Source organism: Stenotrophomonas lacuserhaii, assembly GCF_014836545.1.
Classification (GTDB): Bacteria; Pseudomonadota; Gammaproteobacteria; order Xanthomonadales; family Xanthomonadaceae; genus Stenotrophomonas; species Stenotrophomonas lacuserhaii.
Genome location: NZ_JACSQS010000031.1, coordinates 1 through 13,899, shown reverse-complemented (window position 1 = coordinate 13,899; position 13,899 = coordinate 1). Strand labels below are relative to the sequence as shown.

Sequence of the window (13,899 nt, the reverse complement as noted above, 5' to 3'; positions counted from 1 at the left end):
TTTCGCATGGATGCGAAAAGCGAGCCTACATGGACGTACTTGCGGCGTGTCCTGCACAGCCACCCCGCCCCGCCAACGGAACAGCCCTGCAGCTTTTGTCGTTGCCGTTGCCGTTGCCGTGGCTTGAAGAGCAGGTGCCGGGTGCAGCCCGGCAACGCATCAGCCCCTCAGCATCAAGGAACCGCGGCGGTCACCACGATCTCGACCTTCCACTCTGCATGCGCCAGCTTGGCTTCCACTGTCGCACGCGCCGGCGTCATGCCCGCCACCACCCATTCGTCCCACGCGGCATTCATGCCATCGAAGTCGGCCATGTCGGCCAGGAAAATCTCCGCCCGCAGCACGTGCTGCTTGTCACTGGCCGCCAGCACCAGCAGCTTGTCGATCTCCTCCAGCACCTGCCGGGTCTGCCCGGTGATGTCCTGGCTGGTGTCCTCGGGAATCTGCCCCGACAGGTAGGCGACCTTGTTGTGGATGGTCATCTCGGACATGCGCGGACCAACATCGAAACGCTCCAACACGGGCGTGCTCCTCTTTCTGTGGACAAGCCCCATTCTGGCCCACCGCGACCGGCTTGTGGTGATGGCCAACGGCAGTGCAACAGCGCAACCGCCCGCCCCTAGCCAAACCCCCGGCACAGGCGCACGATGCGCAGCTTCGCGCCGTTGACGCGCCCATCGCCCGTGCGGGTCCACTTTCCTTCAATGACTGAATCCGCCCCGCTCGCCTCCCCTGCCCGCCAGCGCGCCAAGCGGCTGCTGACGGTGGTGTTTCCGCTGCTGGTGCTGGCAGTGGCGCTGCACGGACTGGCCGGCGCCTTCGACGAACATGGCTACCGCGCGGTGCGCCAGGCCTTCCACGATCTCGGCACAGGGCAACTGCTGCTCGCCGTGCTGCTGGGGCTGGCCAGTTACGCATGCCTGGTCGGCTTCGATGCGATCGGGCTGCGCCGCAGCGGCGTGCGCGTGCATCCGGCACGGATCGGCATCACCGCCTTCCTCGCCCATGCGCTGGGGCAGACCGTCGGCTTCGCTGCGCTTACCGGTGGCGCGGTGCGTTTGCGCGGTTATCGCAGCGCGGGGCTGGACCTGGCGCAGATCGGCCAGGTGGTGCTGATGAGCACGCTGGGCTTCGTGTTCGGCGCCTGGGTGCTGCTTGGCGCCGCGTTGTGCCTTGAACCGGCCGCAGCCGCCCTTGCATTGCCGCTGAAGGTCGGCGCCTTGCAGACGGTCGGCGCGGCGCTGTGGCTGGGCTATGCGGCGGCCATCCTGGCAGTGGGCCACGAAGGCCGCAGGTTCTCCGTGTTCGGCCATGCGCTGTGGCTGCCGGATCGTCGCACCATGCTGGCGGTGACCGCGCTCAGCGTGGTCGAATTGGTGCTCGCCGCTGCCGCGCTGTACGTGCTGCTGCCCGATTCCACGCCCACCGGCCTGCCCGGCTTCGTCGGCATGTACCTGGTGGCGGTGCTGGCCGGGCTGGTCTCCACCGTGCCGGCCGGACTGGGCGTGTTCGAATGGAGCCTGCTGAAGCTGCTGCCGCAGGTGGCACCCGGTGCGGTGCTGGCCGCCGCGCTGGTCTACCGCGTTACTTACTACGTGTTGCCGCTGCTGCTGGCCACGCTGCTGGCCACTGCGCCGGTGCTGCGCCGCCCGCTGCGTGCCAGCGCCGGTGCCACCCGCGCTGGCTGGAAGACGCTGCGCCCGTGGCTGCCGCACATCGTGGCACTGGCGGTGTTCAGTGTCGGCGCCGCGCTGATCGTGGACGGCACGCTGCCGGCGCCGCATCGGCACCTGCACACGGCCTCGCTGCCGCTGCTGGAAACCTCGCACCTGCTCGGCAGCCTGGCCGGCGTGGTTCTGCTGCTGATCGGCCAGGGACTGTCGCGCCGCAGCCATGCCGCCTGGGTGCTGGCGCTGGTGATCTGCGTGGCCGCGCCGCTGCCGATCTGGCTGCGCGGTGGGCAGGTGCTGATCGCGGTAGCCGCGCTTCTGGTGGCCGTGGCGCTGTGGACCGCGCGCCGCGAGTTCTACCGCGAAGGCGCGCTGCTGGACCAGGCATGGTCGTGGCCGTGGCTGCGCAACCTGGGCCTGGTGCTGGTGGCAGTGGTGTGGCTGCTGTTCTTCGTCTACAGCCATGTGGAATACCAGAACGAGCTGTGGTGGCAGTTCGCGCTGTCCGGCAATGCACCCCGTGCGTTGCGCGCGCTGCTGGTGGTGGCGATGGCCGTAGCGATCTTCGCCATCGGCCGGCTGCTGCACAGCACGCGCGGCCCGCTGCCGGCAGCCGACGAGGCCACCCTGCAGGCGCTGGCACCCGTGTTGGCGGCCGCACGCGATACCCAGGCCTGCCTGGTGCTCACCGCCGACAAGGCGGTGCTGCGCGACGAGGCCGGGCTGGGCTTTGTGATGATGCAGCGGCATGGCGGCTCGCTGATCGCGATGGGCGACCCAGTGGGGCCGCCGGACGTGGCCCGGACGCTGATCTGGCGCTTCCGCGAAGAAGCGGATCGCCTTGGCCTGCGCCCAGTGTTCTACCAGGTCGGCGAAGCCTACTGGCAGACCTATCTCGACCTGGGGCTGGGGCTGGTCAAACTGGGCGAAGAGGCGATGGTGCCGCTGCAGGAGTTCACCCTGGAAGGGCGCGACCGCGCCGACCTGCGGCAGGCCTGGAACCGTGGCAAACGCAGCGGATTGAGCTTCCGCGTGGCCGCAGCGGACGAGCTGCCGGCACTGATGCCCGAACTGTCGGCGGTTTCCAGCGCCTGGCTGGATGACAAGGCCGGCGAGGAAAAAGGCTTCTCGCTGGGCAGCTTCGACCCTGTCTACCTGGCACGTTTCCCGGTGGCGCTGGTGGAAGCGGAAGGCCGCATCGTGGCCTTCGCCAACCTGTGGCACGCACCGGCAGGCCACGAGCTGTCGGTCGACCTGATGCGGCACCTGCCCGATGCCCCGAAGGGCACGATGGACTTCCTGTTCATCGAACTGTTCCTGTGGGGACGCGAGCGCGGCGATATCCGTTTCTCGCTGGGCATGGCGCCGCTGTCCGGGCTGGCCGATCACCGCCTGGCCGGTCGCTGGTCACGCGCAGCCTCGCTGGTGGCGCGCCACGGCGAGCGCTTCTATGGCTTCAGCGGACTGCGCCGCTTCAAATCCAAGTTCGCCCCGCAGTGGCGGCCGCGCTACCTGGCCGCGCCCGGTGGCGTGCACCTGCCGGCCGCGCTGCTCGATGCCACGCGCCTGATCTCACTCGAGCCGCGGCACTAGCGCGCAGCGGCGTTGAGGATCTCCCGCGCGAGGCGGTCGTGATCACCGTTGAAATGGTGGTCGCCAGGCAACGGCAGCACGCGCACGCCCGGTGGCAGGTCCGGGCACAGGGCGTCGGCGTCCTTCTGCCCGTAAACACACAGGGTCCTGTCGGCGGGCAGGCGCGCGATCTCCGGTGCGATCGGCAGGCCGTCATCGCTGCTGCCCAGCCAGTTGCTGACGTGGAATTCGAAGTCGGCCGTGCGCCCCACCGACAGCAGCGCGATCAGCTCCACCCGCGCGCGCAGCGCCGGTGCCAGCCGGTTGATGCTGGCAGGCAGTACATCGGCGCCTTGGGAAAAGCCGATCAGCATCAGCTTCGGACGCTGCCAGCGCTGCCGGTAGTAGTCGGCTATGCGGGTCAGGTCGGCGGCAAAGCCGGCCGGCGTGCGGGCACTCCAGAAGTACCGCAGCGAGTCCACTCCGACCACCGACACGCCCTGCGCGGCCAACGCTGCGGCAACGTCCTTGTCCAGTCCCGCCCAGCCGCCGTCGCCTGAGACGAAGATGGCAACGGTATCGCCGGGGACGGTCGCAGGCACCTCGACCACGGGCAGGCCATCGAGGTCCTTCGGGGCAGGCGCCACGTTGACCCCGGGTGCTTCGCCCAGCACCCGCGCCGCGGCCAGCAGGCCAGGCAGCGCATCGCCGCCAGCAGTACGGCGAAAGGTACGTGCCGAAGCGATTGTCTGCTGGAAGGCACGCGACTGCGCGCCGGTATCGGCGGCCAGCCAGGGCAGCGCAAGCGGCACAGGCTTGAGCGTGCCATCGACGATACCAGCGCCGCAGGCCATCCGCTGCGGTGCCACACCCGGCTGGAAGCCGGTGGTCAGCAGGCCAGCGAATACCCCGTCGCCAGCCTGCGCCGCCAGCACATAGGCGAACCGGGCGCCGTCGCCGTCACCGGCCAGCAACGGCAGGCGATAACCGGGCAGGTGCAGCCACGCCTGCAGCCAGCGCGAGAAATTCTCCACGTCGCCCGCACCGAACGCGCAGGCAGCACTGCCTTCGCGCTGCAGCGCGCCCTTCAGTTGTCCCAGGTCCACCGATACCACCAGCGCCCCGGTGTCACGCAGCGCATCGCGTTCGCGCTGCGCGGCGTCGGCTTTGCCGGCCGCATGGAACCACAGCACCACGCGCTGCACCGTGCCGTGTGGCTGTGCCAGCGGCACCTGCTGGAACCGTCCATGGCTGGCCTGCTGCGCGGGCACTCCAGCCGCCACGCATGGCAGCAGCACGCACCACGCCATCAGCGCGCGCGCGCATCTTCCACTGAACCGCATGCACTACTCCGACAGGACCTGACCTGCGCCCACGATACGCCCGGCAGGTGCCAAGGGGTGTGCCGGAATGGATGCCCGCTCAGCGTGGGGTGCGCGCGTGGCGCCAGCCGGACCACGCCAACCACAGCAGCCAGCCGACGATCACCGCGATCACCAGTTTCTGCCCTGCCCCGCGCGGCGGCCCCCGCCACAACACGTGCAGCCACAACAGCACGAAGGCCAGCCACGCCCACCACCACAGCACCGCCGCCGCGCGCCTCCAACCGGGTTCGCCGCGCAGGTACCAGGACTGCAGCAGCATCGCCACGCTGGCGCACAGGAATGCGGTCATCGCCGAAAGGCCGTGCACCAGCGGCCACGCAAGCGGGGCCCGCTCGGGCAGCCAGCTGTCCCCCACCGCAACGCCTGCCAGGCCCAGCCCGGCACCTACGAACAGCAGGGCGGCGGCGCCACTGCGGCGCGGACCGCGCAGCTGCCGGTACATGGAAAGCCCGAGTACCACGATGGCCCCTGCCAGCAGGCAGTACGCCGTGCGCAGCGCAAGCCCCCAGGGTCCGTGCAGATACAGGCTCAGGGTAGCGTTGACCCAGTCAAGGTCAGCGCGCGCGAACTGGGTCCACAGGGCGGTCGCCACGAACACCAGCAACGCCACCATCGCAATGCCACTGGCACAGCGAAGGTCGCGTGCGCGGTTCATGGCGCGCCTGCCTCCGGATGCCGCAGCAACCACGCCGCCAGCGCCTGCCGATAGTTCTGCAGCTCTTCGCTGTACAGGTCGAGCACGCACAACGGGCAACCACTGCCGCAGCATTCGTTCGGACCGGGCGCTTCCGGCGGTATCGGACGGGGATCGGGATCAGTCACGCAATCAGGCCAACAGGACAGGCCGCCAGTGTAGCGGCCGCTGTCAGGACCCGGCCACCCGCAGCAGGTTGGCCCGTGCCGGTGCGTCGAAATGCTGGTGGAACAGATCGCTGAGGTAGATGCGTGGCTGCCGCGCCAGGTTGCGCAGGAAGCGGCGGCGGCCGGCACGGTACAGGAACGCTGGCACGCTGCCGGCGTACTCTTCGGCCACGCCGCGGTCGTAGGCGTCGAACACCGCTTCGGGCGCGCCGAGGATGGCCATGTCGCAATCCAGGAACAGCGCCGCCTCGTCGTCGACGTCGCCGGGCTGCAGGCTGCCGTGGCGCGCGGTCAGCAGGATCAGTTCGCGCACCCGCGCCACGTCGATGTCCTGTTCGGGCAGCCACTGTGCGATGGCTTCGGCAGCGAGCTCAGCCGAACGCGCCTCGTTGTCCTTGCGCCCGCTTTCATAGATCGCATCGTGGTACAGCACCGCCAGGTAGACCTCGCGCGGCTGTTGCCACGGCGCCTGCGCAGCGACCCACTGCGCGTGCTGGAGCAAGGCGCGCACGTGGCCGAAGTGGTGGTAGGCCCGCGGCGGTGCGGCATAGCTGGCCTGCAGGGCGTCCCACTGCCCGGCGGGCAGGATGATCGGCTGGAATTCCATGCGCTCAGGATGTGCCAGCGGGCCGCCGCGACGCAAGCACTGGACAATCTTTCACCACCCTTTCACACGCCCTGCAACGACAGCGTCATCGCCACTTATGCACAGCTTTCTCCGCGCATGGTCCACACCCGCTGTGGATGACCGGCATGTGTCCGACCAGCGGTGTGGCGGCGGGCAGGGGTCGGTCTATGCTCAAGCCGATGGCGCGTGCCGCGCCTGCGGAGAATGGCGATGAACCGCCTGTTGTTGCACGCCGTGGTGATGCTTGCCCTGGTCGCGCTGGCCGCCGCGCCGGCGATGGCGCAGTCATCGGTGCAGGCCCCTTCCGCCCGGTTGCAGACCGTCCCACCCACGGTTGTACCGCCCCCCTCCCCGGCTGAAGTGACGGCCATCCCGCCGGCACTCTCCGCGCTGCTGCAGGCCCGCGTCATCGATCCGGGCGGCGGCCGTGGACCGCAGTTGCTTCGACTGGCGGAAATGATCTTCGACCGCGATGGCATGGACCTGCAGTACGACGCCGGGGCGACCTACACCATCGAAGAAACATGGCAGCATCGTCGCGCCAACTGCCTGTCCTTCACCCTGCTGTTCGTCACCCTGGCGCGCCATATCGGCATCCAGGCGCAGGTGCAGGAAGTGGCGCAGGTGGTGTCGTGGTACCAGGATGCCGGCGTGCTCTACAACGTCGGCCACGTCAACGCGGGCATCGAATTCAACGGCCGCCGCGGCACCGTCGACCTGGACCGCAACGTGCTGTACGACCGCGACGGCCCGCGGCCGATCAGTGATGCGCGGGCGCTTGCCCACTTCTACAACAACCGCGGTGCCGAACGGATGGAGGCCGGTGACGTGGCGGGCGCACGTGCGTGGTACGGCGCCGCGTTGGGCCAGGCAAGCGACTTCCCTTCGGCGCTGAACAACCTTGGCGTCCTGGAAACCCGCCAGGGCAACCTGGCGCTTGCGCGGCAGCATTACGCCGATGCGCTGCGCATCGCGCCGCGCAATCCGGCCAGCCTGGCCAATGCGAGCAACCTCTTGCTGCGCCTGGGCGAAACCAGCGAAGCGGCACGCCTGCAGGCCCGCCTGCGCAGCGTGCGGCAGAGTGATCCATTCTTCCAGTATGTGCTCGGCACCCAGGCCGAACGTGCCGGTGATGCCGATGCAGCCATCACCTATTACCGGCGTGCGCTGCGCCTGTACGACAGCGCACACCAGTTCCACTTCGCGCTGGCCCGTGCCTACCTGATGGCCGGCCAGCTGGAGCGCGCCAATGGCGAACTGGCGCGCGCACAGGCGCTGGGCGGTGCAGCCCTGCAGTCGCGTTACCAGGACAAGCTGGACAGCCTGCAGCGCTGGCGGCGGCAGCAGGCCAGCGCGCGGCTGGGCCGCTGAGGCATCAGGCCTTCTTGAGGAAGCAGGTCTTCAGCACCAGGCCCTTGATCTTGTCCGAGTTGCCTTCGATGTGCTCGGCATCGTCTTCCACCAGGCGGATGTTGCGGATCACCGTGCCCTGCTTGAGCGGGATCGACGAGCCCTTGACCTTCAGGTCCTTGATCACCGTGACCGTGTCACCGGCAGCCAGCACGTTGCCGTTGCTGTCCCGTACCACCACGCCGGAACCGACACCTTCCTCGGCGGTCCACTCGAAGCCGCAGTCGGCGCAGATCATCAGGGCGCCATCGGCATAGGTGTTTTCAAGCGTGCATTGCGGGCAGGCGGGGGTGGCGGACATCGGGCAAAACCTGACTGTAGTTCGACAGCGGCCATTGTAACCGCCCGCCCTGGCGGACCGGCCCTACCGCTGGGCCGGCCGGCGCGCTACAGTGCGCGGCCCTCGAAACAGCGGAACCCCACCATGCGCCTGGGCATCGACTTCGGCACCAGCAACTCCGCCGCAGCCATCGTCCGCGATGGCCAGGTACAGCCGATCCGTTTCGGTGACGCCGACCAGTTCCGCACCTCGGTGTACTTCCCCGGCATCATGCAGGACCCCGGTGAATTCAAGCTGGAACCCGGCCAGGAGCATGAGCTGCAGGCGCTGATCGAAGCGGCCGCCGCCCAGGCGCGTGGTAACGGCCACGCGCGCCCGCCCGAAGCCCTGCGCCGCGAAGCACTGCTGTCGCTGCGCCGCCAGTGGATGGAAAAGCGCATGGCCGAGCCGCGCAGTTCCAGCCAGCTGCTGCAGAACGCGGTGTACGGCGATGACGCGCTGGAAGCCTACTTCGAGGAGAACGAAGGCAACCTGGTACAGAGCCCGAAATCGATGCTCGGCTACAACCTGCATCCGCGCGCGCGGCAGACCATCACCGGGATCGCCACCCACATCCTGGAACACATCCGGCTCACCGCCAGCGCGCAGCTCGGCGCACCGGTGCGCGAAGCCCTGTTGGGCAGGCCGGTGCAGTTCCGCAGTTCCATCGGCGATGCCGGCAACGACCAGGCGCTGGCAATCCTGCGCGAAGCTGCGCTGGGCGCCGGTTTCGACGAAGTGGCCTTCATGGAAGAGCCCGCCGCAGCCGCCATGCACTACCACGCCACCAGTGGGCAGCCGCACGAGGCGATCATCGTGGACATCGGCGGCGGCACCACCGACATCGCCCATGCCCGCGTGGGCGGGGGCGAGCCGCCGCGCATCCACCGCGCCTGGGGCATCGCCCGCGGCGGTACCGATATCGACCTGGCGCTCAGCCTGGCCGCCTACATGCCGCTGTTCGGTCGCGGCATCACCCGGGTGCCGACCCACCACTACGTGGAAGCGGCGATGGTGCAGGACATGACCCGCCAGCGCGACTTCCGCCAGCACCGCTACGACCACGTCGAAGACCCGTATGGCAGCCGCCTGCAGGCGCTGCAGGACACCGGCAACACCGCACGCCTGTACCGTGAGGTGGAACGCGCCAAGATCAGCCTGAGTGGCGCTGCCGCACATGCCAGTCCGCTGCCGTTCATCGAAAAGGGGCTGCAGACGGAAACCTCCGCCGAGGGCTTGGGGCAGGCCGCGCACGGCTACCTTGGCCAGCTGCGCGAGCTGCTCGACCAGGTCCGCCAGGACATCGGCCAGGCCCCGGATGCGGTGTTCATGACCGGCGGCATGTCCCGCGCCGGCTACCTGCGGCAGGCCGCCGCCGATGCCTTCCCCGAAGCCCGCCAGGTCCATGGCGATGCCTCCTTCGGCGTCGTGCAGGGGCTCGCGCTGGCCGCAGCGGGTTCGCATTAACATATCTCCGCACGATCCGCGTTAAACTCGACCGGCTTGACATTCACCTGCGCTTACCGCTGACGTGCCGCCCTTGTGGCGCACGCCGCGCTCTTCAGTGCGCAGCCGCCCCTTGCGGGCCCTGTGGCCATGCTTTCCTTGGCGCTGCCATGACCACGCACCCGCTCCGAGCCGCGATCGAGACCATCCTTGGGCATTACGAAGGCCCACGAGGCCTTACAACCTGAGCAGACCCCCGCCTCCATCGACTGTCGTCGCTGTGACGCGGTGTGCTGCCGGATGCCGGTGTGGTTGATGCCGGGCGATGACGTCCCCATCTGGTTCGTTGAAAGCGACGGCCACGGCGGTCGCCGCATGGCGCAGAACGAAGAAGGCTGGTGCGCAGCCATCGACCCGTATCACCTGCGTTGTTCCATCTATACGCAGCGCCCCGCCATCTGTCGCCAGTTCGAGATGGGCGGCGATGACTGCCAGCGTGAACGGCAGGATTACCAGCACCAGGCAGTTGCCTGGAACCCTCCCCACCCTTCCACCTGACAGGAGCACCCATGCCCCGCAAGGCAAAGACCCCCGCGAAGGCCAGCAACACCATCCGCAACGAGCGCAAGGGCGGTTCATCGTCCACGCCCAGCAGCAACAGCATCGCCGCCGACCTGGCCGCGTTCCGCAAGGCTGGCGGCAAGATCGAAGTCCTCGGCAACACCTGGTCGCTGAAGAAAGCCAGCTGACCGCGTCGGCGACCGCGGCGGCAGCACCGCCGGGGCCGGCCAAGGCTGGCCCCTGCCAACGGGTCAGCGATCCAGCCGCACCCGCACGCCACCGGAATGCGATTCCAGGCTGATGTCCCCATCACCATTGCCCAAGCGGGTATCCAGCGAGCTGCCAGGGCCGTAACGCGGCCGTTCCACCTTGCCGGCGTCACTCTGGATGGAGCCGCTGAAACTGTTCACCGACAGCTGCGCGGACACGTTGCGCGGCAGGTGCAGGGAGATCGGCGCACTGACCGATTCCACGCTGATCCGCCCGCCCGGCGCCAAGGCCGCCGCGGACAGCTCGACCGTGCCCGATACCGTCTCCACGACCATGCGCTGGGTGCGCCCGGCCTCCACGGCGACCCGGCCCGACACCGAGGTGGCGCCGATTTCGCCGGACAGCCCGCCACCGGCGCGGATGCTGCCACTCACCGTCCGCGCGTCCATGCGGGGGGTCTGCACCTGCGCGTCGACATCACCGCTGACGGTGTTGAGCGTGCTCTCACCGCTGCGACCGGCAGCGCGCAGGTCACCGCTGACCGTGTTTGCCTGCAGGCGCTTGACGTCGATCGCACTGATGTCCAGGTCGGCGCTGACCGTGCCCAACTGCAGCTCCACCGCACGCGGCACGCGCAGTTCCAGCGTGGCACCGCCATTGTTGTTGCGCCGCGGGTACTCCACTTCCCAGCGCACCCGGTTCGCGCTTTTTTCCTGCTTCAGGGTCAACCCCTCGGCGAGCGTGCCGGTGAGCTGCACGTCACTGCGGTCCCAGCCGCGTACCACCACCTTGCCGGCGATGTTGCTCAATTCGACCCGCCCGCCACTGGCGATGGCGTGGCGCTCATCGACGCGGGTGTCCGCCCACGCCGGCAGGGCCAGCAGCGCCAATGCGGCGAAAAGCAGCGGGCGGCGTAGGAAACAAACGTTCATGGTCGTGATTCTCCTGTTGGATCGGATCAGCTGGGCAGGCCGGTAGACGTTGCCGCCTGCCGGGTCAGTTCAAGCCGCAGCGCATAGGTGCGCTGCAGCTGTTCAAGCAGGTGGCGCGAACGCGGGCTCTGCGCCAGCGCGGCATGGATCTGGTGGGCACTGTCGTCCAGCTCGCGCAGCGCCGGGCGCCACTCCGGCGCGTCGACCCGCGGCAGCGCTGCGATGGCCTGCTGGTAATCGGCGCTCATCGCGCCGGCCTGCTGCTGCAGCACGCTGGGCCCAGCCGGCGTCTGCGATGGCCGCTGCATCGTCATCGGCGCCACCCAGTACAAGGCAACGCTGGCGGCCAATGCCGCGCCGGCTGGCAATGCCCAGCGCAGGCGGCGCCGTGCGGAGCGGCCGTGGCCCAGCGTGCGCGGCGGGGCGGCCACGATCGGCGGCCGCGGCGGCAGCGCAGCCTGCAACCGTGCCCAACCGTCACCCGGCGGCGCCAGCTCCCTTGGCAGCGCGCGCAGGCGCTGCTGCAGCGCATCGTCGGTGTGGTCGGTGTCGTCGGTCATACGGGGGTCTTCGTGGTTCATGTCATGTCTCCCAGGCGCGCGCGCAACAGGCCGCGTGCTCGATGCAACTGTGCCTTCGAACTGCCGACCGCCATCTGCAGTTGTTCGGCGATCTCACTGTGTTTCCAGCCTTCGATGTCATGCAGTACCAGCACGGCGCGCGCGCGCGGCGGCAAGGTGGCCAGCCCCTTTTCCAGGTCGCGCTCGGTCCCGGCGCAGCGGTCATGTACGTGCATTTGCGGCAGGTCCAGATCCGCATCGTCCAGGCTGTCGTGCGCCTGGTTGCTGCGTGCGCGCAGCTCCATCAACGCGGCGTTGACCGCCAGCCGATGCAGCCAGGTGGCGATGCTGCTGTCCATCCGGAAGGCCGGCAGCGCTTTCCAGGCCTGCAGGAACGCTTCCTGCAGCGCGTCTTCGGCACGTGCCTGCTGGCCGCCGCACAACCGCCACACCACCGCGAACAAGCGCGGCGCATGCCGCCGGTACAGCTGCTCGTAGGCGGCCACATCGCCCGCGGCGGCAGCCCGCACCACCGCCGGTTCGTCGTAGGCAGGCAGGTTTGTATCCAGTGCGGGCGTGAGCGTGTCGAGCATAGCCCCTTGGATGCGGCGCCTGCGGAAAAGGTTTAAAGCGGTTGAGCGGGAGGTGGCGTTAAACCTTTCGGCCCCCGCCTGCATCCAAGCCAGGTACCCAGCGGCCACCCCGGCCACGGAGAAGGCCCATGTCCACCCCCGCCGCCAGCGGCCTGCTTGCCATCCTCGTCTGCGGCCTGCTGCAGGGCAATCCCCTGCAACTGCAGGTGCGCCTGCAGGGCAACCGCGCCTGCCTGCTGCAACAGGGCGTAGTGACGGCCTGTGCCGACCTGCCCGGCGCCATGGCGATGGTCGATCCCCGGGCCGGGCGCAGGTAACATCGACCTCCCCCTGCGTTACCGGATGTCTGTTCGATGGAAAAGTACCTGCCGCCGTGGGCCCATGCCTGGCTGGAACAAGCAGAGATGGTCCTGCTGGTACTGGCCACGCTGCTGGCCGCGTGGCTGCTGAAGCTGGTGCTGCGACGGCTGATCCGCCGCTTCGCTGCGCATTACACCCTTCCGCCGGAAATGGTGATGGGCGCGCGCCGGATCACGACCTTCGTCATCTACTTCGGCGCGCTGCTGGTGATCCTGCGCATCCTGGGCACCTCCGGGACGGTACTGTGGACAGCCTTCACCGGCTTTGCGGCGGTGGGCGCGGTGGCGTTCTTCGCGGCCTGGAGCGTGCTGTCGAACATCTTCTGCACGCTGCTGATCTTCACCACGCGGCCGTTCCGCCTGCACGATTACATCGAGGTACTGGAGAACGGCGAGAAGCCGGGGCTGAAGGGCCGGGTGATCGACGTGAACCTGATCTACACCACGCTGCAGGAAACCGGCGAGGGACACGAAGGCACGGTGCTGCAGCTGCCGAACAACCTGTTCTTCCAGCGCACCGTGCGGCGGTGGCGGGATCCGTCCACGGCGCCGGGTGGGATCCAGGGCGACGGTTGAGTGGTTGTCGAACGGGTAGGAACCCCCTCGCGGCCGGTGGCTTTCAAGCTGCCGCTGGGGGTGGGGCCAGGCGGTGGGGCTGGGCGGGGGACGGCAAGAGCCGCATCCATGCGGGCCTCGTTTCGCGCCATCCATGGCGCGGGTCCACGTCATCGCATTCGCGCTGCCGCTCCCACGCTTTGCTGCGCAAACCGCGGGCCCCGTCTCACCAACACCCACACCCCGCCGCTTCGCGGCCGCCCCTGACTCAGGGGTTTCCCACCAGACGCATGGCCGGCGGCCCGTGTCCGCGATATTCGGCAGGATGCCGCTGGTTCAGCGCAGCTGGCTGTCCTTGCTGCCGCGGCGGTTGTAGCCGGACTGGGCGCTTTCGTCTTCGTCGTGGGCCTGCTGGCAGGCCACGCACAGGCGGACGCCGGGCACGGCCCTGCGCCGGGCCAGCGGGATCGGGGCGTCGCATTCTTCACAGTGTTCCAGGCCGGGGCCCTGCTTGAGCTGGCTGCGGGCGCGGGCGATGGCATCGTCGACGGTAGCGTCGATCTGGTCCTGCACGGCGCCGTCCTGTGCCCATCCGGTGGCCATGGGGGCTTCCTCCACGGGGATACGGGTTTCCAGCCTAATCCGGCACGGGTGAAGCACCCGTTGGGTGTGGCGAACGGGTGAGACCCCCTCGCGGGTGGCTCGAGAGCAACAGCCTCGGTCTCGGCCGGGCAATGGGGCTGGGCGGGGGACGGCAAAAGCCGCTCCTGCGGGCCTCGTTTCGCGCCATCCATGGCACTCAACGCCCCCGCCCAGCCCCCCCGCCCGGCCCCCTGAC

The 13,899-nt window shown here is 69.0% G+C and carries 17 protein-coding genes; 7 read left to right on the top strand and 10 right to left on the bottom strand.

Features of this window, described 5'->3' with window-relative positions; all coding sequences use genetic code 11:
- Positions 1-173: 173 nt before the first annotated feature.
- Positions 174-521, bottom strand: coding sequence for a RidA family protein (locus H9654_RS17535; protein ID WP_042615079.1), 348 nt, complete (start codon positions 519-521; stop codon positions 174-176).
- 183 nt (positions 522-704) lie between these two features.
- On the opposite strand from H9654_RS17535, the gene mprF reads away from it, so the two are divergent.
- On the top strand, positions 705-3,263 hold the full coding sequence (gene mprF, locus H9654_RS17530) for a bifunctional lysylphosphatidylglycerol flippase/synthetase MprF (protein WP_191771973.1): 2,559 nt from the start codon (positions 705-707) through the stop codon (positions 3,261-3,263).
- Here the strand turns inward: mprF and H9654_RS17525 are convergent.
- The 4 genes from H9654_RS17525 to H9654_RS17510 form a co-directional block, all read right to left on the bottom strand.
- Entirely contained in the window at positions 3,260-4,585 is a 1,326-nt protein-coding gene (locus tag H9654_RS17525) for a virulence factor family protein (RefSeq protein WP_191771972.1), read from the bottom strand. The genes mprF and H9654_RS17525 overlap by 4 nt on opposite strands.
- A gap of 79 nt (positions 4,586-4,664) precedes the next feature.
- The gene (locus H9654_RS17520) at positions 4,665-5,282 is read right to left on the bottom strand and encodes a DUF998 domain-containing protein (protein WP_191771971.1); all 618 of its coding nucleotides are present in this window, start codon (positions 5,280-5,282) and stop codon (positions 4,665-4,667) included.
- Positions 5,279-5,449: an oxidoreductase-like domain-containing protein gene (locus H9654_RS17515; protein ID WP_182657082.1), complete on the bottom strand. Its 171-nt coding sequence runs from the start codon at positions 5,447-5,449 to the stop codon at positions 5,279-5,281. The genes H9654_RS17520 and H9654_RS17515 overlap by 4 nt, the downstream gene beginning before the upstream one ends.
- A 43-nt stretch (positions 5,450-5,492) precedes the next feature.
- Positions 5,493-6,095: an HD domain-containing protein gene (locus H9654_RS17510; RefSeq protein WP_191771970.1), complete on the bottom strand. Its 603-nt coding sequence runs from the start codon at positions 6,093-6,095 to the stop codon at positions 5,493-5,495.
- Between the two features lie 231 nt (positions 6,096-6,326).
- Between H9654_RS17510 and H9654_RS17505 the strand changes: the two genes are divergently transcribed.
- Positions 6,327-7,487 carry a tetratricopeptide repeat protein gene (locus H9654_RS17505; protein WP_191771969.1) on the top strand — a complete coding sequence of 387 codons (1,161 nt, stop codon included), beginning with the start codon at positions 6,327-6,329 and terminating at the stop codon, positions 7,485-7,487.
- Positions 7,488-7,491: 4 nt separating this feature from the next.
- On the opposite strand, the gene H9654_RS17500 is transcribed toward H9654_RS17505, so the two are convergent.
- Positions 7,492-7,827 (bottom strand): zinc ribbon domain-containing protein YjdM, encoded by a 336-nt coding sequence (locus H9654_RS17500; RefSeq protein WP_042615086.1) that lies wholly within the window; start codon positions 7,825-7,827, stop codon positions 7,492-7,494.
- A gap of 123 nt (positions 7,828-7,950) precedes the next feature.
- Here H9654_RS17500 and H9654_RS17495 point away from each other — a divergent pair, with 123 nt between their 5' ends.
- The 3 genes from H9654_RS17495 to H9654_RS17485 all read left to right on the top strand — a co-directional run bounded on the left by H9654_RS17495 (position 7,951) and on the right by H9654_RS17485 (position 10,040).
- On the top strand, positions 7,951-9,312 hold the full coding sequence (locus tag H9654_RS17495) for an Hsp70 family protein (protein WP_191771968.1): 1,362 nt from the start codon (positions 7,951-7,953) through the stop codon (positions 9,310-9,312).
- 243 nt (positions 9,313-9,555) lie between these two features.
- Positions 9,556-9,849, top strand: coding sequence for a YkgJ family cysteine cluster protein (locus H9654_RS17490; protein ID WP_191771975.1), 294 nt, complete (start codon positions 9,556-9,558; stop codon positions 9,847-9,849).
- Positions 9,850-9,860: 11 nt separating this feature from the next.
- Positions 9,861-10,040, top strand: coding sequence for a hypothetical protein (locus H9654_RS17485; RefSeq protein WP_042615088.1), 180 nt, complete (start codon positions 9,861-9,863; stop codon positions 10,038-10,040).
- 63 nt (positions 10,041-10,103) lie between these two features.
- Here H9654_RS17485 and H9654_RS17480 read toward each other — a convergent pair whose 3' ends face one another.
- From H9654_RS17480 to H9654_RS17470, 3 genes are read right to left on the bottom strand one after another with little or no spacing between them, the layout of a single operon-like run.
- A complete protein-coding gene (locus tag H9654_RS17480; RefSeq protein WP_191771967.1) occupies positions 10,104-10,994 on the bottom strand; it encodes a DUF4097 family beta strand repeat-containing protein in 891 nt (296 codons plus the stop codon).
- Between the two features lie 26 nt (positions 10,995-11,020).
- The gene (locus H9654_RS17475) at positions 11,021-11,575 is read right to left on the bottom strand and encodes a hypothetical protein (RefSeq protein ID WP_406833496.1); all 555 of its coding nucleotides are present in this window, start codon (positions 11,573-11,575) and stop codon (positions 11,021-11,023) included.
- Complete coding sequence (locus tag H9654_RS17470) at positions 11,572-12,147, bottom strand: RNA polymerase sigma factor (protein ID WP_191771966.1); 576 nt, start codon at positions 12,145-12,147, stop codon at positions 11,572-11,574. Before H9654_RS17470 ends, H9654_RS17475 begins: the two co-directional genes overlap by 4 nt.
- A 128-nt stretch (positions 12,148-12,275) precedes the next feature.
- Here H9654_RS17470 and H9654_RS17465 point away from each other — a divergent pair, with 128 nt between their 5' ends.
- Positions 12,276-12,464, top strand: a complete 189-nt coding sequence (locus H9654_RS17465) for a hypothetical protein (protein WP_191771965.1) — start codon at positions 12,276-12,278, stop codon at positions 12,462-12,464.
- A gap of 36 nt (positions 12,465-12,500) precedes the next feature.
- Positions 12,501-13,082, top strand: coding sequence for a mechanosensitive ion channel family protein (locus H9654_RS17460; RefSeq protein WP_042615092.1), 582 nt, complete (start codon positions 12,501-12,503; stop codon positions 13,080-13,082).
- 315 nt (positions 13,083-13,397) lie between these two features.
- Here the strand turns inward: H9654_RS17460 and H9654_RS17455 are convergent, their stop codons facing one another.
- A complete protein-coding gene (locus tag H9654_RS17455; protein ID WP_182657076.1) occupies positions 13,398-13,664 on the bottom strand; it encodes a DksA/TraR family C4-type zinc finger protein in 267 nt (88 codons plus the stop codon).
- Positions 13,665-13,899: the final 235 nt, after the last annotated feature.